The sequence below is a fragment of the Pseudomonas sp. AG1028 genome, assembly GCF_007993955.1.
In the GTDB taxonomy this organism is placed as follows: domain Bacteria; phylum Pseudomonadota; class Gammaproteobacteria; order Pseudomonadales; family Pseudomonadaceae; genus Aquipseudomonas; species Aquipseudomonas straminea.
The window spans coordinates 113471-133157 of the sequence record NZ_VIVP01000011.1; the positions used below are offsets into that span (position 1 = coordinate 113471).

The window sequence follows — 19687 nt, forward strand, 5'->3', positions numbered from 1 at the left end:
GCGTGCCTCATTGCAAGGTTGATTGGCGCAGCACCAGGCTGCCGCCCTTCTGACTGAATTCGAGTTGTTTCAAGGCGCTCATGCCCAGCAGGATCTCATCGCCATCCATGCCCGGGGCGATCAACGCCGACACGTCGTGCAGCACGATATCGCCGAGTTGCAGACGCTCCAGGCGCGTGCGATGCGCCGTGGCGATGCCGTTGGCGGTACGGATCTGCACCGGCGCGCCGGCTTGCAAGCCAAGATCGCTGGCGACCTGGCTGGGAATCGCCACCTGGGTGGCGCCGGTGTCGAGCAGAAAGCTCGCCGCCTCGCCGTTGATCTGCCCGTCGACCCGGTAATGGCCGCCGGGGCTGCTGGCCAGGCGCACTTCGACGTAGCCGCTGCCGTGCACCGATTCCGGCTGGCGATTGGGATGGCTCTTGTCCTCTTCCCACTTGCCGAAGAAATGCGTGGCCAACAGCAGGCCGGCGCCCCAGGCGAGCACCAGCATCACCCGGCCGGCTCGACGCCCGACGGTCTGTTCGCTCACTGCACGGCACCCCAGCCACCGGCCGGTGCGGCGAAGCGCCAGACGATCGGGCGCTTCTCGCCATCGCTGCGAGTTTGGCTACCGTTGTCGACGCCGATCCAGGCGCCCTGCGCGTCAACGGACAACGCCTCGGCCATGCCGTAATGCACGGGATAGCGGCGCGCGTCGGTCAGCGCTTCGGCGACGAACGACCAGCAGCGCTCGACCTCGCCATTGGCCGGCGTGCGCCGGCAGATGCGATGGGCCTGGCGCTCCAGGGTGTAGAGTTTCTCCTCGAAGAAGGCCACATCGGAGAAGTCCACCGGCGCGGACCGGCCGCCCAGCGCTTCGGGCGAGATTTCTTCACCGCCCTCGTTGAGCAGCACGCAACCACCCTCGCAGCGCCAGGCGTTGTTGCGGTTATGCACAATCACCAGGCCACGACGCTCCTTTTCCGCCGCCAGCCACAGGCGCTCGCCGGCCGGGTCGATGGCGATGCCTTCGAACAGCGCGTTGAAGTTCAGCAGCATGCCGCTGGCCCGGGCCTGGCGCACCATGCCTTCAGGCAGGTTCAGCCACTGCGCGTCGGCGGCTGGCGGCACCTGCAGCACCGCCGCGCGGGCTTCGCTGACCAGGTAGCGATTGCCCCTGGCGTCACAGGCAATGCTTTCGAAGTCAAGATGCCCGCCGCGCACCAGCCCGGCCATCCAGGTGCGCATGCGCAGGCCCCAGGGCAACGGCATCGACGGCGCGGGCGGCGCCACGAAACGCTCGGCTTCGGCCTGCCAGACGGTGGCCGAGGAATCCAGGCGGTACAGGCGATCATCTTCACGGTCGGACACCGCCCACAGCGCATCGCCGCACCAGGCCAGGCCCGACAGGTTGCCAGCATCCATACCGTCTACCGGGTGCTCGCTGACCAGCTTGAGCTCTTCCAGCGGCGGCATGTCGGCCAGTACCGGCGTCATGGCAGCGAGCAGCAGGGCGCCGACCAGTCGGCGCATCAGAGCAACACCTCAGCCAGGTTGCCCTTGGACTCCAGCCAGGATTTGCGGTCGCCGGCGCGCTTCTTGGCCAGCAGCATGTCCATCACTTCGCGGGTGCCCTCGAAGTCTTCGAGGGTCAGCTGCACCAGGCGGCGGGTGTTGGGATCCATGGTGGTCTCACGCAGCTGCGGCGGGTTCATCTCGCCCAGACCCTTGAAGCGGGTGACCTGGGGCTTGCCGCGTTTCTTCTCGGCGACCAGGCGATCGAGAATGCCGTCGCGCTCGGCTTCGTCGAGGGCGTAGTAGATGTCCTTGCCCAGATCGATGCGGTACAGCGGCGGCATGGCCACATAGACATGACCGGCGTCGACCAGCGGGCGGAAGTGGCGCACGAACAGCGCGCAGAGCAGCGTGGCGATGTGCAGGCCGTCGGAGTCAGCATCGGCGAGGATGCAGATCTTGCCGTAGCGCAGCCCGGAAAGATCGTTGGAGCCGGGGTCGATACCGATGGCCACGGCGATGTCATGCACCTCCTGGCTGGCCAGCACCTCGCCGCCGTCCACTTCCCAGGTGTTCAGGATCTTGCCGCGCAGCGGCATGATCGCCTGGAACTCCTTGTCCCGCGCCTGCTTGGCGCTGCCGCCGGCAGAGTCCCCCTCTACCAGGAACAGCTCGCAGCGCAGCGGGTTCTGGCCCGCACAATCGGCCAGCTTGCCGGGCAGCGCCGGGCCCTGGGTGATCTTCTTGCGCTCGACCTTCTTGCCCGCCTTGAGGCGAAGGCTGGCGTTGCTGATCGCCAGTTCGGCGAGCTGCTGGCCGAATTCCGGGTGGGCGTTGAGCCACAGGCTGAAGGCGTCCTTGACCACGCCGGAGACGAAAGCCGAAGCCTCGCGCGACGACAGGCGCTCCTTGGTCTGCCCGGAAAACTGGGCGTCCTGCATCTTCATCGACAGAACGAAGGCGATGCGCTCCCAGACGTCCTCGGGCGCCAGCTTGACGCCACGCGGCAAGAGGTTGCGGAACTCGCAGAACTCGCGCATCGCATCAAGCAGGCCCTGGCGCAGGCCGTTAACGTGGGTGCCGCCCTGGGCCGTGGGAATCAGGTTGACGTAGCTTTCCTGCACCGCATCGCCGCCTTCGGGCAGCCACAGCAGCGCCCAGTCCACGGCTTCCTTGTTGCCGGCCAGGCTGCCGCAGAACGGCTCATTGGGCAGGCGCTCGAATTCGCTGACCGCATCGACCAGGTAGGAGCGCAGGCCGTCTTCGTACAGCCACTCGACCTTCTCGTTGCTGGCCTTGTCGTGGAAGCTGACCGCCAGGCCCGGGCACAGCACGGCCTTGGCCTTGAGCACGTGCTTGAGGCGGCTGACCGAGAACTTGTGGGAATCGAAATACTTGGCGTCCGGCCAGAAATGCACGCTGGTGCCGGTGTTGCGCTTGCCGACGCTGCCGATCACTTCCAGATCGCTGGCCTTGAAGCCATCGGCGAAGGCCATGGAGTACTCGCTGCCGTCGCGCTTGACGCGCACTTCCACACGGGTCGACAGGGCGTTGACCACCGAGATGCCGACGCCGTGCAGGCCGCCGGAGAACTGGTAGTTCTTGTTGCTGAACTTGCCGCCGGCGTGCAGCTTGGTGAGGATCAGCTCGACGCCGGGCACGCCTTCTTCGGGGTGGATGTCCACCGGCATGCCGCGACCATCGTCGATCACTTCCAGGGAATTGTCCTCGTGGAGGATCACCTGAATGGACTTGGCGTGGCCGGCCAGGGCTTCGTCGACGCTGTTGTCGATGACTTCCTGGGCCAGGTGGTTGGGGCGCGTGGTGTCGGTGTACATCCCCGGGCGCTTGCGCACCGGGTCGAGGCCGGAAAGCACTTCGATGGCATCGGCGTTGTAGGCGTTTTGCTGGGCCATGGGTCTCTGCAATGCTCTGATTGATCGGGGATTGGCTGCGCCCGCTCAGCTGGCGGGCGCGATGCCGGCAAAGGCGAACAACATCGGTAGGCGCTCGGCGAAACCCTGGAAACCGTGGTCGCCACCCGCTTCGATGCGCAGGGCGCAGTGCCGGTAATAGGCCTGGGCGCGCCGGTAGTCGAGGGTTTCGTCGCCGGTCTGCAGCCACACCTGATAACGCGCCGGGTCCACGGGCGGCTCGACGGCCAGTTCAGCCAGGGCCGCCACGTGGTCCTCGGTCAGTTCCCAGGTTTCGCCGCTGTAATGGTTGGTCTGCGTGCCCAGGTAGCCGTCGAACAACTCGTGGGGCCGCACCGCCGGGTTGATCAGCAGCGCCTTGAGCCCGTGCCGCTCGGCCAGGTGGGTCGCATAGTAGCCGCCCAGGGAGCTGCCGACCAGCGTGGGGCGTCCCAGCTCGGCGATCAGGGCTTCGAGCTGGGCGATGGCCTGGCGAGGATGGTGATGCAGGGCCGGAACCCGCAACTGGTTCTGCAGGCCGCGGTCGGTCATGGCGGCGATCAACTGGCTGGCCTTGGTGGAAACCGGCGAACTGTTGAGGCCGTGGATATAAAGAATGGTATTGGTCATAACGGGAGGCTACTAGTGCCAGCCAGCAGGCTGCAAGCGCTGCTGTTGCCGCCCGCGCGTCTCAGTAGCCGCCAACGTTGTAGTCGGGCTCGAAGACGAAGCCTTCGACCCGCGATACGCCGGTATCAAGGCGCCCGTCGTCGTGCAGACGCAGCCAGCGATAACCTGGCGCCGCACTGTCGGCCTGGAAGTCTTCACTACCCGGGGTGAACTGCACGCAGGTCGACGGCGACGCCAGCAGGCGCAGGTCGCCACGGCGGGTGTCGATGGTCTGGTGCACGTGGCCCCAGAGCACGGCGCGCGCCTGGGGAAAGCGTTGCAGCAGCGAGAACAACGCATCCGGATTACGCAGGCCGATCGGCGCCATCCACTGGCAGCCGATATCCACCGGGTGGTGGTGCAGGCAGATCAGGTGATGGCGATCCGGCGCCTCGCTCAGCGCACGTTCCAGCAGCACCAGCTGGGATTCCTGCAGGTAACCCGGCACAGCGCCCGGGATCGACGAGTCGAGCAGCGTGACCCGCCAGTTACCCAGATCGACGATCGGCTCGAGCAGATCGGTGCCCACGCAGGCGGCCTGCATGGTGGGAATGTCGTCATGGTTGCCGGGAATCCAGCGGGCCGGGGCGTCGATGGCGTGGCTCAACTCGACGAAGCGTGCGTAGGAAGCCGCCGTGCCGTCCTGGGACAGGTCGCCGGTGGCCAGGATCATGTCGATGGCCGGTTGCTCCTTGAGCACCTGCTCGACCACCCGGCGCAGACTTTCCGCGGTGTCCATGCCCAGCAGCCGGCCGCTGTCATCGGCGAACAGATGGCTGTCGGTGAGCTGCACCAGCAGCACCGAGGAATCGACAGAGGGGGGAACGGCCGCACGCGCCAAGGTACGTCTCCTTGAATGAGTGCGAATTATGGAAGCGTCAAACGAGGTGGTAAACCCGCAAATAAGCACTGGTTCACAGAAAGCCGATGCATTTTCATGGCCATAGGCCATCAATCAAATCAATGGTTCGGTTTCGTGCCCGCATGCTAGGCAGTGACTCAGCCACTCACCGAGAAATACGTTGAGCTGGGTTTTCTCGTCCGGCTGATGCATGGCGGCGTTGGGATAGGGATAAATGCCGCGAAAGCGCCGCGCACTCTGGGCGCCGGTGACTTCGGCCATCCGCGCGTCATGGTAGACGCGCACTTCCAGCTGCGGCACCGGCAACCACGGCAGGCTGTGCTCCTGGCGCACCTGCACCGTGGAGGTGTAGGGGCAGCTCTCCACAACTTCCAGAGCGAGCACGCCCAGCTGCCGCTCGCCCTGGCTGAGCGCCACACGCCGCGCGCCCTGGGCATCGCGCATACCGGGCAAGAGGCGCATCAGCCGCGCATAGTTGGCTTCGCAAGCCGCCTGCAGCTCGATCAAGTCGACCCGGTAGCGCTCGCGCAGCAGATTCAACCCCATAGACCCCGGACCTCGGCGCGGTTGAGCGCCAGCCACTGCAGGGCGATGATGCTCGCCGCGTTATTGATCTTGCCGTCACGAACCGCCTGCAGGGCGTCCTCGAACGGCCATACCTGCACGCGGATATCCTCGCCTTCCTCTTCCAGGCCGTGGATACCGCCTACGCCGGTGCTGTCGCAGCGCCCGAGGAACAGGTGCACGAACTCGTCCGAACCGCCGGGCGACGGGAAATAGCGAGTTATCGGCCACAGCGAGGTGAGCGTCAGGCCGGCCTCTTCCTCGGCTTCGCGCAGGGCGACCTCATCGGGCTCCTCGTTCTTGTCGATCAGCCCGGCGACCAGCTCGACCAGCCATGGGTTGGTGGCCTTGTGCATGGCGCCGACACGGAATTGCTCGATCAGTACCACGGAGTCGGTCACGGCGTCGTAGGGCAGCACGCAGACAGCATCGTGGCGGATGAACAATTCGCGGCGCAGCACCGGGCCCATTTCGCCGGAGAACTGCCGATGACGCAGGTGGAAGCGATCCAGGCGATAGAACCCGCGAAAGCACTCTTCACGCTCGATGATTTCCACCGCGTCCGGGCCGGGGGTAAAGGTTTCGGTCATCTGCTGGTCTCTCGTTGAGCTGTACACAATGGGGCCATCCTAGGGGCTGTTAAGGCTCCCCGGCAAGCGATGCGGCGAAAGCCTGGCCGATCCGCCTGCATTGACGAATAATCGCGAACTACCCTGCCGTCAGGCAGTCGAACGCCCGTCCTCTGCCAATGGCTTTTTCCTGCATGAACATGTCCCGCATTGCCCGTCTCGGCGCCCTCCTCGGCCTCGCCCTGCTGCTTGGCGCCTGCCAGAGCCTGTCCCGCTCCGAACAGCCTGAAGGCATCGCCACCACCCACGAGAAATGGGAACACAAGCCGGCCGACTGCAGCGGCCAGGATTGCCCGCTGGTCAATGTGGAACTGCAGCCAATAACCGGCCAGCCCGCGCTCAATGCGCGCATCGAAGCCACCCTGCTCGACCTGGTCAAAGCAGCCACCGGCAACCGCCCGGCGTCGCTGGCCGAACACGAGCGCGAGTTTCTGGCCAATGGCAAACCGGGCTGGGTCAGCTACCTGCAGGCCAAGGTACTCAGCCAGCATGACCAACTGGTGGTGATCGAGCTGTCCAGCTATCACTTCATCGGCGGCGCCCACGGTGTACCCGGGCGCACCTACCTGAACTACGACCGAACGCAGAACAAGGTGCTGAGCCTGCAGGACATGCTGGTGCCGGGCGAGGAAGCGGCGTTCTGGCAGATCGCCGCGCGCGCCCACCAGGCCTGGCTGATCGCCCAGGGCCACGGCAACGATGCGGAGTACCGCAAGACCTGGCCGTTCGAGCGCACCGCCAACATCGCTCTGAACCCCGATGCGGTGATGCTCAAGTACGACGTGGCGCGCCTGGCGCCTTACGCCGACGGCCACCCGGAAATTCTGATTCCTTACAGCCAGCTGCAGGGCATCCTGCGCCCGGCATATATGCCCGGCGCAGCACGTTAAAGAGGGATAGTCAGCCGCAAGCGTGATGCTCATTGCGCTTGCGGCTGCAGTTTTACACCTGCCGGTAAATCACCGAGCCCTCCTCCTTGAAACGCTCGGCCTGCTCCTTGAAGCCCGCCTCCACCGCCTTGCTCTCGTCAGACAGGCCGTTCTCCCGGGCGTACTCGCGTACTTCCTGCGTGATCTTCATCGAACAGAACTTCGGCCCGCACATGGAGCAGAAGTGGGCGACCTTGGCCGACTCCTTGGGCAGCGTCTCGTCGTGGAACGCACGGGCGGTGTCCGGGTCCAGGCCGAGGTTGAACTGGTCTTCCCAGCGGAACTCGAAACGCGCCTTGCTCAGCGCGTTGTCACGGATCTGCGCGCCCGGATGACCTTTGGCCAGGTCGGCAGCATGGGCGGCGATCTTGTAGGTGATGATGCCGGTCTTGACGTCATCCTTGTTCGGCAGGCCCAGGTGTTCCTTCGGGGTCACGTAGCAGAGCATGGCGCAGCCGAACCAGCCGATCATCGCCGCACCGATGCCCGAGGTGATGTGGTCGTAGCCAGGGGCGATGTCGGTGGTCAGCGGGCCGAGGGTGTAGAACGGCGCTTCGTCGCAGCACTCCAGTTGCTTGTCCATGTTCTCCTTGATCAGTTGCATCGGCACGTGGCCGGGGCCTTCGATCATGCATTGCACGTCGTGCTTCCAGGCGATCTTGGTCAGTTCGCCCAGGGTTTCCAGCTCACCGAACTGGGCAGCGTCGTTGGCGTCGGCGATCGAGCCGGGGCGCAGGCCGTCGCCCAGCGAGAAGCTGACGTCGTAGGCCTTCATGATTTCGCAGATTTCCTCGAAGTGGGTGTAGAGGAAATTCTCCTTGTGGTGCGCCAGGCACCACTTGGCCATGATCGAGCCACCGCGGCTGACGATGCCGGTGACCCGCTTGGCGGTCAGCGGCACGTAGCGCAGCAACACGCCGGCATGAATGGTGAAGTAATCCACGCCCTGCTCGGCCTGCTCGATCAGGGTGTCGCGGAACAGCTCCCAGGTCAGGTCTTCGGCCACACCGTTGACCTTTTCCAATGCCTGGTAGATCGGTACCGTACCGATCGGTACCGGCGAGTTGCGAATGATCCACTCGCGGGTTTCGTGGATGTGCTTGCCGGTGGACAGGTCCATTACCGTGTCCGAGCCCCAGCGAATGCCCCAGGTCAGCTTGGCGACTTCTTCTTCAATGGAAGAGCCCAGCGCCGAGTTGCCGATATTGCCATTGATCTTCACCAGGAAATTGCGGCCGATGATCATCGGCTCCAGCTCGGTGTGGTTGATGTTGGCCGGGATGATGGCGCGGCCACGGGCCACTTCATCACGTACGAACTCGGGGGTGATTTCCTTGGGGATGCTGGCGCCAAAGCTGTTGCCGCCATGCTGCTCGTTCAGCAAACCAGCTGCGCGGTGCTCGGCGAGCTTCATGTTCTCGCGGATGGCGACGTATTCCATTTCCGGGGTGATGATGCCCTGACGCGCGTAGTGCATCTGGCTGACGTTCTTGCCGGGCTTGGCGCGGCGCGGGTTGCGCACGTGGGCGAAGCGCATCTTGGTCAGCTCTTCATCGGCCAGGCGGCGCTGACCGAATTCGGAGGACAGGCCATCCAGGCGCTCGGTGTCGCCACGATCCTCGATCCAGGCGCTGCGCACATCGGGCAGCCCCTTGCGCACATCGATGGTCACGCTGGGGTCGGTGTAGGGGCCGGAAGTGTCGTAGACGGTGACCGGAGCGTTGATCTCGCCGCCGAAGTCGGTCGGCGTGACGTCCAGGCTGATTTCACGCATCGGTACGCGAATATCCGGGCGACTGCCCTGCACGTAGATCTTCTGGGAACGGGGGAAAGGCTGGATCGACTGCTGGTCGACCTTGGCCGACTCACTGAGGTTCTGCTGTTGTTGTTTGACGCTCATCGGTTGGCTCCTCGGCTGGATGTCGGGGAGAACCTGACGGGCACGCGCGATGAGCCAACGCCGGGCCCGAGCTGCTTGAACATGCGGAGATCGTGACGAGCGCCGGCATGATCGAACAGCCAGGGCGCGGGCACACCACGAGTGTGGTGTGGGGGAATCCATCCAGCGGGTGCCGGAGCGGATACCTCTTGTTCCCTACGCAGGCCTTAACCTGATCAGGTTCAACGGGATCCGGAACTCTCCGATCTCAGCCTCCGATTCGAGGCACCCCGACAAGAACCCGACCAGTCTACTGACAGCCGCGGGTGGCGGCAATCGCCAGCAGACCCGCCGGTCGCATTGCGGCCACTGGCGCCGCGCCTTGACCACCCCGGTGGCCGGGCTTAGTCTCGCCTGCTACTGCCCCTCTAGGATCCACCGACATGCTGCGCAGACTCTCCCTGGCCGTTGCCGTGACCGCCATATCAACCGCCACGGCCTGGGCAGACCCCGCGCCGCCCTCGGTGCGTACCGACCTGATGTCGGTGTATCAGGAAGCCGCCGCCAACAACACCGACCTGGCCGCCGCTCGCGCCGATTACCTGGCGCGCCGCGAAGGCGTGCCCCAGGCCCGTGCCGGTCTGCTGCCCAACCTCAGCGCCGGCGCCCAGGTCAGCGATACCCGCACGGCCCTGGAACAACCTGCCGCCACCCAGTCGCGCAGCGCCACGGTGTACCAGGCCAACCTCAGCCAGCCGCTGTTCCGTGCCGATCGCTGGTTCCAGCTGCAGGCTGCTGAGGCAGTCAGCGAACAGGCGGCGCTCGAGCTTTCGGCGAATGAGCAGAACCTGATTCTGCAGAGCGCCGAAGCCTATTTCTCGGTGCTGCGCGCCCAGGACAACCTGGCCTCGACCAAGGCCGAAGAAGCCGCCTTCAACCGCCAACTCGACCAGGCCAACGAGCGCTTCGATGTCGGCCTCTCGGACAAGACCGACGTGCTGCAGGCCCAGGCCGGCTTCGACAGCGCGCGAGCCAACCGCATCGCTGCCCAACGCCAGGTCGAGGACGCCTTCCAGGCACTGGTCACCCTGACCAACCGCGAATATCGCAGCATCGAAGGCATTCAGCACAGCCTGCCGATCCTCACCCCGATGCCCAATGACGCCACCGCCTGGGTCAATACAGCGGCGGCGCAGAACCTCAATCTGCAGGCCAGCAACTTCGCGGTGGATGCCGCCGAACAGAGCCTGCGCCAGCGCAAGGCCGGCCACGCGCCGACCCTGGATGCGGTGGCCAGCTACAAGCGCGGAGACAACGACGGTTTCGGCCTGAGCAACCCCAACTACACCGGGCAAAACTATGGCAGCGACGTATCGCAGCGCACCATCGGCCTGGAGCTGAACATCCCGCTGTACAGCGGCGGCCTGACCAGTTCCCAGGCGCGCGAGGCCTACCAGCGTCTGAGCCAGTCCGAGCAGCGCCGCGAAGGCATGCGCCGCGAGGTGGTGCAGAACACCCGCAATCTTTTTCGCGCCGTGAGCACCGACGTGGAAACCGTGCAGGCGCGCCGCCAGTCGATCATCTCCAACCAGAGCGCGCTCGAGGCCACGGAAATCGGCTATCAGGTCGGCACCCGCAACATCGTCGATGTGCTCGATGCCCAGCGCCAGCTGTACAGTGCGGTGCGCAATTACAACGACGCGCGCTACGACTACATCCTCAACAACCTGCGCCTCAAGCAGGCCGCCGGCACCCTCAGCCCCGCCGACCTGCAAGCGTTGGGCGCCTACTTGAAACCGGATTACAACCCGGACCGCGACTTCCTGCCCTCGGATCTGGCCAAGGCAGGGGAAGCGCAGCTGCAGGGCGAGTAAGCACGCGGGCAGTCAGGACGAGAAATACAAAGGCAGTTGTTAAGCAGCCAATCGTGGGAGCGCGCCATGCGCGCGAAATCGCGGGCGTGGACTAGGCGCCCCCGCCCGCTCACACAATGAATCGCTGCTGTGCGCAGCGTTGCAGCCGCATCCAGGCCAATTGAGCAGGCCTTAAACGAGCAGCCTCCCCAACCCATCCAGCAGACGCTTTAGCGCCCCCTGATTGGCCTTGAGTACCGCAAGCCCGGCCTCGCGCATGGCGGCTGCGCGCATGGAATTAGCCAGCAGCACTGCGACCTGATCGCCAAGCGCGTCGGCATCCGCCACTTCGCAGAGCGCGCCGTGCTCCAGCAGCTGGGCGGTGATTTCCAGGAAGTTGAAGCGATGTGGCCCCATGATCACCGGCAAGCCCAGCGCTGCCGGCTCCAGCGGGTTGTGGCCGCCGGTCTCGACCAGGCTGCCGCCGACAAAGGCGATATCGGCCAGGGCGTAGAGAAACATCAGCTCGCCCATGCTGTCGCCAAGCAGCACCTGCACCTCGGGACCAACCGCTTCGCCCGAAGAGCGCCGCACAAAGGTCAGTCCCGCTTCACGCAGTTGCGTCGCGGCCGTATCGAAGCGCTCCAGATGGCGCGGCACCAGAATCAGCAAGGCATCCGGCTGGCTGGCGAGCAATCGCCGGTGCGCCTGAATCACCAGCGCATCCTCGCCCTCGCGGGTGCTCGCAGCGATCCACACCGGCCGCTGACGCGCCTGCCATTGCTCGCGCAGCGCGCTGGCGCGGGCACTTACCTCGGCGTCCACCTGTTGGTCGAACTTGATGGAGCCGGTCACCTCGACGGCTTCGGGTCGCGCGCCAAGGGCGATGAAGCGCTCGGCTTCGACCTGGGTCTGCACAGCGAGCAGGTTCAGCTCGGCGAGCATCGGCGCGGTGAGTTTGGCGAAACGCCCGTAGCCCCTGGCCGAGCGCGCGGACAAGCGACCATTGGCCAGCGCCACCGGAATACCGCGGCGGGCGCACTGGTGGATGTAGTTGGGCCACAGCTCGGTCTCCATGATCACTGCGAGCTTCGGTCGCACCTGCTTGAGAAAGCGCGCCGCAGCCCAGGGCAGGTCGTAGGGCAAGTAGCAGTGCTGCACCCGGCCGGCGAACTGCGCCTCGGGAAACAGCGCACGGATGCGCTCGGAGCCGGTGGGCGTCATGCAGGTCAGGGTGATCGGCAGATCCGGGTAGCGCGCCAGCAGCTCGCGCACCAGCGGCGCCGCGGCGATGCTCTCGCCCACCGACACGGCATGCACCCAGATGCCACCGGGCCGCAGTGGCGGCAGCAGGGCGAAGCGTTCGCCGATACGCCTGGCATAGGCCGGCGCCCGCCAGGCCCGCCAGGCCAGCCGCAGGCCGATCAGCGGCAGACAGAAGTGAAACAGCAGGCTATAGAGATGTCGGTTCATGGCGGCGAAGCTTAGGGATGCGGGCGGGGCAGCACAAGTCGCGCCACGGGCTCATGCCTTGAGCACCCGCAAACGCTCGGTCAGCGCCGTGGCCAGCCACTGGGCAGCCGGCCCTAGCGCCTCGTCACGACGAAAGACCATTTCCAGCGGCAGCGGCGGCGCAATCCAGTCGCTGCTCAGCTCTACCAAGTGGTCCCGATAGGTCGGGTACTGGGCCACATGTCGCGGCAGACAGGCCCAGCCCAGGTTGCGCATCAGCAGCTCGGCCATAGAATAGAAGCTGTCCGCATGCCAGGCTGATGGGCTGATCCGTTCGTTGCCAGGGTATTGGGTGTCTTGCAGGGTGATCAACAGCTGGCGGTGGCGCGCCAGCTCCCGCCGCCCGACCGCACCGGCCTGCGCCAGCGAATGACCGGCGCCGCAGACCATGACCATTTCCACCATGCCCAAGCGCCGGCGCTCCAGCTCTGCCGGCATGCCTTCGTGGTGGAACAGCAGGCCAAGATCGGCACGCCGCTCGATGAGCCGGCGCGCCACCACGCCCTGCCCGCCACTGGTCATCTGCACTTCTACACCGGGAAAAACCCGCGCCAGGCCCTCCAGGCTATCGAGTACGGGCGGCAGCGGCAGGGCTTCATCCTGGGCGAGTCGCAGGCAGGCCTCTTCGCCCTGGGCCAGGCCGAGCGCCCGCCCCTCCAGCCGCTCGCACTGGCGCAGCAACTCGCGGGCTTCCTCGAGCAGCGCCTGCCCCGCGTCCGTTAGGCGGGGCTGACGGCCGCTGCTGCGCTCGAACAGGCGCACACCGAGATCGTCTTCCAGCGTCGCCACTGCCGTGCTGACCGCCGACTGCACACGGCCCATCCGGCGCGCCACCGCCGAAAACGAATGCCCTTCGGCAACGGCAACGAAAACTTCCAGCTGCTCAAGACTCCAGCGCACAACCTATCTCCCATATAGATAGGTAATGAGTTTACCTAACAGCATGCAGCGGTAAAATCGACAGCCTGTTAAGAGGAGTGCTGCCGATGAATGGTTATCTCTATCTCGCTCTGGCGATTGCCGCCGAAGTCGTCGCCACCACCTCCATGAAGGCTGTGGATGGTCTCAACAAGCCCCTGCCGCTGCTGCTTGTGATCGCCGGTTACAGCATCGCCTTCTGGATGCTGATCTTGGTGGTCCGCACCATTCCGGTGGGCATCGCCTACGCCATCTGGGCCGGCCTGGGGATCGTGCTGGTCAGCATCGCGGCGATGTTCGTCTACGACCAGAAACCGGATCTTCCGGCCGTGCTGGGCATGGGCCTGATCGTCAGCGGCGTGGTGGTGATCCAGCTGTTCTCCCGCGTCACCGGCCACTGAGCGTTATACTGGGCGCCGGTTTTTCTGAGAGGCGCACGCATGTCCCAAACTCTGAGCACAGACGTCCTGATCGTCGGCGGCGGCGTCGCCGGCCTGTGGCTGAACGCGCGGCTGCGCGCCAAGGGCTACGCCACCTTGCTGGTGGAGCGCGAAAGCCTGGGCGGCGGTCAGAGCGTCAAGTCCCAGGGCATCATCCATGGCGGCGCCAAGTACGCCCTGCACGGTGCTTTGACGGGTGCCTCCGAGGCCATCGCGGATATGCCGCGGCGCTGGCGCGAGGCGCTGGACGGCGCCGGCGAACTGGACCTTTCCGGCGTGCGCCTGCTCTCCGATGCCCATTACCTGTGGTCGCCGGGTACCCTGGCCGGCAACCTGACCAGTTTCTTCGCCAGCAAGGCGGTGCGCGGCCGCGTCGACCAGGTCAAGGGCGAGCAGCTACCGCCGGCGCTGCAGCATCCGAAATTCAAGGGCAAGGTCTATCGCCTGGCCGAACTGGTGGTCGACGTACCGAGCCTGATCGCCCGTCTGGCCGAACTGGCCGGCGATAGCCTGCTGGCCGCCGATGCCATTGAGCCGCTACACGAGAATGGCCGATTGGTCGGCCTGCGTGTTGACGGTCGCGAGATCCGTGCCCAGCGCATCGTGCTCAGCGCCGGCCGTGGCAATGCCGATCTGCTGGCCAGCCTCGACGTTCCTCAGCCAGCCCAGCAGCTACGCCCGCTGCACATGGTGATGGTCAAGGGCTCGAGCCTCAAACCGCTGTACGCCCACTGCCTGGGCGGCGGGCCGAAGCCGCGTGTCACCGTAACCAGCCACCCGAGCGCTGATGGCGAGTGGGTCTGGTATCTGGGTGGCGACCTCGCCGAAGCCGACGGCGTGGCCCGCGACGAAGCCGCGCAGATCGAAGCAGCGCGCAAGGAGCTCAGTCAGTTGCTGCCGTGGATCGACTTGTCCACAGCCCAGTGGGCGACCCTGCGCGTCGAGCGCGCGGAACCGGCACAAAGCGGCCTGGTGCGTCCCGACAATGCCTTCCTAAGCGACCAAGGCGCCCTGTTGGTCGGCTGGCCGACCAAGCTGGCCCTGGCACCGGACTTCGCCGATCGCGTGCTGAGCCATCTCGAACGCGACGGCATTCGCCCGGCTGCTCACCCTGCCCTGCCCGAACTGCCGCGCCCGGTGATCGGTCGCACCGCGTGGGAGGCGGCGTTCTGATGCGCGACCTGCACAGCCTCCACCGCCCGCTGGGCTCCACCGGCCTGAACGTTTCCCCCCTTGGCCTGGGCACCGTCAAGCTGGGCCGCGACCAAGGCGTCAAATACCCCAACGGCTTCACCATTCCCGATGACCAGCAGGCCCTTCAGCTGCTCGGCCTGGCCCGCGAGCTGGGCATCAACCTGCTCGATACCGCGCCAGCCTATGGCACCAGCGAACAGCGCCTCGGCCCACTGCTGCGTGGCCAGCGCCATGACTGGGTGATCGTCAGCAAGGTCGGCGAGGAGTTCGACAACGGTCTGTCGCATTTCGATTTTTCCGCCGCCCACACTCGGCGCTCGGTGGAACGCAGCCTGAAACGTCTGGAAACGGACTATATCGACCTGGTGCTGGTGCACTCCAACGGTGACGACCTGGCGATCCTGCAGCACGAAGCGGTCTACGACACCCTGGCCGAACTCAAGCAGGCCGGGCTGATTCGCGGCTTCGGTTTCTCCGGCAAGACGGTCGAGGGCGGCCTGCTGGCCCTGGAGCGCGGCGACTGCGCCATGGTCACCTACAACCTCGGCGAGCAGCAGGAGCGCCCGGTATTGGACTATGCTGCCAGTCACGCCAAAGGCGTGCTGATCAAGAAAGCCCTGGCCAGCGGCCATGTCTGCCTGGACAGCGGCGTCGACCCGGTACGCGCCAGCTTCGAGCTGATCTTCGGACACCCCGGGGTCGCTAGCGCCATCGTCGGCACCATCAACCCGCTGCACCTGGCCCACAACGTGGCCGTGGCAGCCGAGGTTATTGTCGGCACTAAAAGTGGTAACAGAGGATCAGCAGAGTGATGGACAGGCGTTCCGATTACGCCTTTTGACGCCGCCCAGGCGGCCGACCCCGACGCAAGAAGGAGCCGACATGCCGCGCATCATTTCCCGCAAGGACCCCGCCACCTTCAAGACCCTGCCGTTGTACGTCGAGGCCACGCCCGACGGCATCGCCTACCAGAGCCTCGGCCGCCCGCTGAATTTCAGCGAAATGCTCGAACGCCGCAAACCGGTCGAACTGCCCGACAGCCAGCGCTTCGCGGTGGAGCTGGCCAACCTGGGCGTCTCAGTACGCCTGACCCTTCATTGGCAAGGCCGCGACTACTGGCTGCTGGTGCGCCAGCGCCGCCATGACCGCGGCGATGTGGTGCTCAAGCTGATCTCCGGTTACGTGCCCGCCCACGAACTCAACCTGCCGCTGTTGACTGCCCTGCAGGAAGTGGCCGAAGAGTGCCTGCTGGAAACCAGCGAAGGCTGGCTCTACGGCCGTTTCGGCGACACCTGGCTGCCGGCGCCCTACGAGGGCGCACTCAAGTACCGGGAGAACGTCCATTTTCGGCTCAGCCCACTGTCTGGCGCCGCTCGCCCGGTGCAATGCGGCAACCTGACCTTGCTGGAACGCCCCCGTGCCTACGTGCATGTACCCACCGCCTCGCTGCAGCTGGTTTACGACCTGCGCCTGGACCTGCCCAAAGAGGCCAGGCAACCCAGTCTGCTGCACGTCGATGAGCACTTGGAGAATGGCAAACTGATTGCCCGCCTGGATCACGCCCGCCCGGATCTGTATCTGATTCCGCTGGAAGGCGGCCGCCCTACAGCCGAACTGCTGACCTTGCGCCAGGGCCAGCTAATCCCGGCCAATACCCGCGGCCTGTGGCTGGCGGAAAGCTTCGCTGCCCAGGACGGCTGGCTGGTGCGCGACGAGCGGATTCGCTGGAAGGATTGGCTGGCGCTGCACAACCTGACGCCCAAACCTAACAAGCCAGAATTGTTCAGCACCCGCCCGGAGCCCTCATCAAGGGTTCCCCTGAATACCGCAGCGGCGGTCTGATCACCTAAGCGCTAGAAAGCAAAACCCGCCAGTTGGCGGGGTTTTGCTTTCTGGATCAGCGACTGCGGATCTTCTCGACGATGGCCGTGGTTGAGCTGTTCTCGACCAGCCCCAGCACCCGCACTTCGCCACCGTAGGCCAACACGATATCGGAACCGACCACCTGGTCGATGCCGTAGTCGCCGCCCTTGACCAGCACATCGGGCTGCACCTGTTTGAGCAGACGCTCGGGCGTGTCTTCGCTGAAGCTCACCACCCAGTCCACGGCGCCGAGCCCGGCCAGCACCGCCATGCGGCGATCCACGGCATTGATCGGCCGGCCCGGGCCTTTGAGACGGCTCACCGACGCGTCGTCATTGATCGCCACGATCAGGCGGTCACCCTGCGCCCGCGCCTGCTCGAGGTAGGTCACGTGGCCGGCATGCAGGATATCGAAGCAGCCGTTGGTAAAGACGATCTTCTCGCCGTGGGCACGCGCATCCTCGGTGGCCAGCAGCAGCTGCTCGAGGCTAAGCACGCCACGCTCGGAGCCCTCTTCACGCTGCACGGCACGACGCAGCTCAGGGGTGCTGATAGCCGCGGTGCCCAGCTTACCCACCACGATACCGGCGGCCAGGTTGGCCAGCGCCACGGCCTGGGGAAGCTCCTCGCCCGCCGCAATGGACGCGGCCAGGGTGGAGATCACCGTATCGCCTGCACCGGTAACATCGAACACCTCGCGCGCCCGCGCCGGCAGGTGCAGCGGCGCATGATCGGGGCGCAGCAGCGTCATGCCATGTTCACCACGGGTAACCAGCAAGGCGCCCAGGTCGAGTTCACGCATCAGGCGCGCGCCACGGCTGACCAACTCGGCTTCATCTTCACAACGCCCGACGATCAACTCGAACTCACTGAGGTTCGGGGTGATCAGACTGGCGCCGAGATAGATGGAGAAATCCTTGCCCTTGGGATCGGCCAGCACCGGAATACCACGTGCCCGGGCTGCCTTTATCAGCACCTGATGGTTCTGCAGCGCGCCCTTGCCGTAATCGGACAGCACCAGCACCTTGACCTGATCGAGCAACTGCTCGACCTGCCGCGCCAACGCCTCGGCATCGGTCTGGAACGGCTCTTCGAAATCCATGCGCAACAGCTGCTGATGACGGCTCATGACGCGCAGCTTGACGATGGTCGGCTGGTTTTCGATGCGCTGGAAGTAGGTTTTCACACCAATGGCTTCCAGGCTCTGCTGCAAACTCTGCGCAGCCTCGTCTTCGCCGGTAACGCCGACCAGAACGGCAGGCGCACCGAGGGCGGCGATATTCAGTGCGACATTGGCCGCACCGCCAGGGCGATCCTCGATCTGTTCGACCTTGACCACCGGCACAGGAGCCTCTGGCGATATACGCGAGGTAGCGCCGTGCCAATACCGGTCGAGCATGACATCGCCCACCACCAAGACGGGGGCCTGATCGAAACGCGGCATGGATAACTTCATGCGGAAACTCCGGAATTGCAAAATCGCCGCGGAGAATAGCACATCAGCTATTACGCACCGCCGCGGGGCGTTTCAGAGCGTCTCGGTATTTTCGAACGGGCGAACCCAGAACAACTCATGGCGACGCACAGCCTTGCGGAAGAATTCATCCTCGCCCGCCTGCGGCCAGCGACGCGCTGCCAGACACCACTGAATGAGACGACGCAGGCGCTTCTTGAAGGGTAGCGGGGTCTGCAGATCATGCTGCATCGCCAGCGCCTGGCTCTTGTCGAGCAACACGCTGTCATCAAGTTGCAGACACCAGAGCTTGTCGGCCGGTAACGGTTCGATACACGGCGGCAAGGCGATACCATATCCCGCTGGCCCCATGGGCCAGCGGTCATTATCGGCCAGGTGGTTGGCGTAGAGCAGTTGTACATCAGGCCGCCAGCCACTCTGCTCGATAGCCTGACGCAATGCACGCCCCGTCTGAATATGATCAGGATGGGGGTCGAGTTCGGGATGGGGGAGCACGACCACTTCCGGCTTGAAGTGCTGCAGCAGGGCGGCAAGGTCGGCCGTCAGATTATGCCAGGTAGGCGAACCATCCATATCCGCGGGTAATTTCATCGCATTGAAGCGGCGAACGCTACGGATGTCGGAGTCGCCGGACTCACGTGAAGCGAACGGCATGGAAGGCTCACTCTCCATCTGCCGCAGTTGCATGCAGTAATAACCCAGCTGCACGCAGCGACTGGGCTCGACGCCCCCCCAAAGCGGCACGGTCTGACTACTCCAGCTGCGCAGACGCCCCTTGAGGCGGGCCGCAGCAGCGTCGCTCAGGCCAAGGCGGCGATAGAAATCGGCTTCGATCTCCCCCTGCGTCAGCGTCACGATGGACACGTCCTGACTGCGACTGTAGAGGCCAAATGCAGCGAGCTCGGCATCATCGGCGTGGGGCGCAAGTACCATAACGCGCTGGCGGGTGTAGTCAGGATTACTGAAGCAGTACAGCGTCGCCTCGCGCCCCAGCGTGCAGAAGCGCCCGCTCAGCTTCAGCTGCCCCGTCCGCAGCAGCGGCAGACACGCGGACAGGTTGAGAAAGCGCATACCATTGACGCCCCTTTCGAAGTCCTGGCGGTCCAGATCTTCGCCCTCGCCGATCAGGACATGGGGGTCAAGACAGCGGCCCAACCAATTGCTGCGCACATGAATGGCCAATACCAGCGTATCGGCAGTCTCAGGCCACACCCCCTCATGAAGGGTTATCTGGCCATGGCGGTCGAGCAAAATTGGCAGACTGAGGCTATCAGGCACAAAGGCGTGCCGATAATCGTCACGAGGCGAATAGAAGAGATGGTCGGAAAACCAGGCTTCATGGGCGATCCATGCCAGCACCAGTACGACCGGGGCGGTCCCCCACGAGCCGAACCAGTCAAGTGCAACCAGAATAGGCAATGCCACTACCATGAGGATGCGCTTGTTACGCCGGTGCCGACGTACCAGTTGCTGCTTACGTGCTTCCATTCA

The 19687-nt window shown here is 65.0% G+C and carries 18 protein-coding genes and 1 riboswitch; of the genes, 6 read left to right on the top strand and 12 right to left on the bottom strand.

Features of this window, described 5'->3' with window-relative positions; genetic code table 11:
• Nucleotides 1-7: 7 nt before the first annotated feature.
• The 7 genes from FB481_RS18775 to FB481_RS18805 all read right to left on the bottom strand — a co-directional run bounded on the left by FB481_RS18775 (nt 8) and on the right by FB481_RS18805 (nt 6095).
• Nucleotides 8-532, bottom strand: coding sequence for a TIGR02281 family clan AA aspartic protease (locus FB481_RS18775; protein WP_093506355.1), 525 nt, complete (start codon nt 530-532; stop codon nt 8-10).
• Complete coding sequence (locus tag FB481_RS18780; protein WP_147177334.1) at nt 529-1515, bottom strand: esterase-like activity of phytase family protein; 987 nt, start codon at nt 1513-1515, stop codon at nt 529-531. The genes FB481_RS18775 and FB481_RS18780 overlap by 4 nt, the downstream gene beginning before the upstream one ends.
• On the bottom strand, nt 1515-3413 hold the full coding sequence (gene parE, locus FB481_RS18785) for a DNA topoisomerase IV subunit B (RefSeq protein WP_147177335.1): 1899 nt from the start codon (nt 3411-3413) through the stop codon (nt 1515-1517). Before parE ends, FB481_RS18780 begins: the two co-directional genes overlap by 1 nt.
• Before the next feature lie 45 nt (nt 3414-3458).
• The gene (locus FB481_RS18790) at nt 3459-4040 is read right to left on the bottom strand and encodes a YqiA/YcfP family alpha/beta fold hydrolase (protein WP_147177336.1); all 582 of its coding nucleotides are present in this window, start codon (nt 4038-4040) and stop codon (nt 3459-3461) included.
• 61 nt (nt 4041-4101) lie between these two features.
• Nucleotides 4102-4920 carry a 3',5'-cyclic-AMP phosphodiesterase gene (gene cpdA / locus FB481_RS18795; protein ID WP_147177337.1) on the bottom strand — a complete coding sequence of 273 codons (819 nt, stop codon included), beginning with the start codon at nt 4918-4920 and terminating at the stop codon, nt 4102-4104.
• Between the two features lie 114 nt (nt 4921-5034).
• Nucleotides 5035-5487: a DUF1249 domain-containing protein gene (locus tag FB481_RS18800; protein ID WP_147177338.1), complete on the bottom strand. Its 453-nt coding sequence runs from the start codon at nt 5485-5487 to the stop codon at nt 5035-5037.
• Nucleotides 5478-6095: an NUDIX domain-containing protein gene (locus FB481_RS18805; RefSeq protein WP_147177339.1), complete on the bottom strand. Its 618-nt coding sequence runs from the start codon at nt 6093-6095 to the stop codon at nt 5478-5480. Before FB481_RS18805 ends, FB481_RS18800 begins: the two co-directional genes overlap by 10 nt.
• 173 nt (nt 6096-6268) lie before the next feature.
• Here FB481_RS18805 and FB481_RS18810 point away from each other — a divergent pair, with 173 nt between their 5' ends.
• Entirely contained in the window at nt 6269-7024 is a 756-nt protein-coding gene (locus FB481_RS18810; RefSeq protein WP_256662774.1) for a DUF3298 and DUF4163 domain-containing protein, read from the top strand.
• A gap of 52 nt (nt 7025-7076) precedes the next feature.
• Here the strand turns inward: FB481_RS18810 and thiC are convergent, their stop codons facing one another.
• Complete coding sequence (gene thiC, locus FB481_RS18815; RefSeq protein ID WP_147177340.1) at nt 7077-8963, bottom strand: phosphomethylpyrimidine synthase ThiC; 1887 nt, start codon at nt 8961-8963, stop codon at nt 7077-7079.
• Between the two features lie 175 nt (nt 8964-9138).
• Nucleotides 9139-9245, bottom strand: a riboswitch (TPP riboswitch).
• A gap of 140 nt (nt 9246-9385) precedes the next feature.
• On the opposite strand from thiC, the gene FB481_RS18820 reads away from it, so the two are divergent.
• Nucleotides 9386-10816, top strand: a complete 1431-nt coding sequence (locus FB481_RS18820) for a TolC family outer membrane protein (protein WP_147177341.1) — start codon at nt 9386-9388, stop codon at nt 10814-10816.
• A 171-nt stretch (nt 10817-10987) separates the two neighbouring features.
• Here the strand turns inward: FB481_RS18820 and waaA are convergent, their stop codons facing one another.
• Together waaA and FB481_RS18830 are read right to left on the bottom strand one after the other, a co-directional pair.
• A complete protein-coding gene (gene waaA, locus FB481_RS18825) occupies nt 10988-12268 on the bottom strand; it encodes a lipid IV(A) 3-deoxy-D-manno-octulosonic acid transferase (protein ID WP_147177342.1) in 1281 nt (426 codons plus the stop codon).
• A gap of 51 nt (nt 12269-12319) precedes the next feature.
• Entirely contained in the window at nt 12320-13207 is an 888-nt protein-coding gene (locus FB481_RS18830) for a LysR family transcriptional regulator (protein WP_147177343.1), read from the bottom strand.
• A gap of 86 nt (nt 13208-13293) precedes the next feature.
• Between FB481_RS18830 and FB481_RS18835 the strand changes: the two genes are divergently transcribed.
• The 4 genes from FB481_RS18835 to FB481_RS18850 all read left to right on the top strand — a co-directional run bounded on the left by FB481_RS18835 (nt 13294) and on the right by FB481_RS18850 (nt 16701).
• Nucleotides 13294-13626 carry a multidrug efflux SMR transporter gene (locus FB481_RS18835; RefSeq protein WP_013793240.1) on the top strand — a complete coding sequence of 111 codons (333 nt, stop codon included), beginning with the start codon at nt 13294-13296 and terminating at the stop codon, nt 13624-13626.
• 39 nt (nt 13627-13665) lie between these two features.
• A complete protein-coding gene (locus FB481_RS18840; RefSeq protein ID WP_093506334.1) occupies nt 13666-14838 on the top strand; it encodes an FAD-binding oxidoreductase in 1173 nt (390 codons plus the stop codon).
• Nucleotides 14835-15671 (top strand): aldo/keto reductase, encoded by an 837-nt coding sequence (locus FB481_RS18845; RefSeq protein WP_178109903.1) that lies wholly within the window; start codon nt 14835-14837, stop codon nt 15669-15671. The genes FB481_RS18840 and FB481_RS18845 overlap by 4 nt, the downstream gene beginning before the upstream one ends.
• Before the next feature lie 70 nt (nt 15672-15741).
• Nucleotides 15742-16701: a metal ABC transporter ATPase gene (locus tag FB481_RS18850; protein WP_147177345.1), complete on the top strand. Its 960-nt coding sequence runs from the start codon at nt 15742-15744 to the stop codon at nt 16699-16701.
• 55 nt (nt 16702-16756) lie between these two features.
• Here FB481_RS18850 and hldE read toward each other — a convergent pair whose 3' ends face one another.
• Together hldE and FB481_RS18860 are read right to left on the bottom strand one after the other, a co-directional pair.
• Nucleotides 16757-18178, bottom strand: a complete 1422-nt coding sequence (gene hldE, locus FB481_RS18855; RefSeq protein ID WP_147177346.1) for a bifunctional D-glycero-beta-D-manno-heptose-7-phosphate kinase/D-glycero-beta-D-manno-heptose 1-phosphate adenylyltransferase HldE — start codon at nt 18176-18178, stop codon at nt 16757-16759.
• 72 nt (nt 18179-18250) lie between these two features.
• Nucleotides 18251-19684: a PIG-L deacetylase family protein gene (locus tag FB481_RS18860; protein WP_147177347.1), complete on the bottom strand. Its 1434-nt coding sequence runs from the start codon at nt 19682-19684 to the stop codon at nt 18251-18253.
• Nucleotides 19685-19687 lie beyond the last annotated feature (3 nt).

Bases quoted from the DNA above. Each gene is read 5' to 3' on its own strand.
- waaA (WP_147177342.1), bottom strand. From the start codon at position 12,268: ATGAACCGACATCTCTATAGCCTGCTGTTTCACTTCTGTCTGCCGCTG.
- FB481_RS18780 (WP_147177334.1), bottom strand. From the start codon at position 1,515: ATGCGCCGACTGGTCGGCGCCCTGCTGCTCGCTGCCATGACGCCGGTA.
- FB481_RS18790 (WP_147177336.1), bottom strand. From the start codon at position 4,040: ATGACCAATACCATTCTTTATATCCACGGCCTCAACAGTTCGCCGGTT.
- parE (WP_147177335.1), bottom strand. From the start codon at position 3,413: ATGGCCCAGCAAAACGCCTACAACGCCGATGCCATCGAAGTGCTTTCC.
- FB481_RS18850 (WP_147177345.1), top strand. From the start codon at position 15,742: ATGCCGCGCATCATTTCCCGCAAGGACCCCGCCACCTTCAAGACCCTG.
- FB481_RS18810 (WP_256662774.1), top strand. From the start codon at position 6,269: ATGAACATGTCCCGCATTGCCCGTCTCGGCGCCCTCCTCGGCCTCGCC.
- FB481_RS18805 (WP_147177339.1), bottom strand. From the start codon at position 6,095: ATGACCGAAACCTTTACCCCCGGCCCGGACGCGGTGGAAATCATCGAG.
- FB481_RS18820 (WP_147177341.1), top strand. From the start codon at position 9,386: ATGCTGCGCAGACTCTCCCTGGCCGTTGCCGTGACCGCCATATCAACC.
- FB481_RS18860 (WP_147177347.1), bottom strand. From the start codon at position 19,684: ATGGAAGCACGTAAGCAGCAACTGGTACGTCGGCACCGGCGTAACAAG.
- FB481_RS18800 (WP_147177338.1), bottom strand. From the start codon at position 5,487: ATGGGGTTGAATCTGCTGCGCGAGCGCTACCGGGTCGACTTGATCGAG.
- thiC (WP_147177340.1), bottom strand. From the start codon at position 8,963: ATGAGCGTCAAACAACAACAGCAGAACCTCAGTGAGTCGGCCAAGGTC.
- FB481_RS18840 (WP_093506334.1), top strand. From the start codon at position 13,666: ATGTCCCAAACTCTGAGCACAGACGTCCTGATCGTCGGCGGCGGCGTC.
- FB481_RS18835 (WP_013793240.1), top strand. From the start codon at position 13,294: ATGAATGGTTATCTCTATCTCGCTCTGGCGATTGCCGCCGAAGTCGTC.
- hldE (WP_147177346.1), bottom strand. From the start codon at position 18,178: ATGAAGTTATCCATGCCGCGTTTCGATCAGGCCCCCGTCTTGGTGGTG.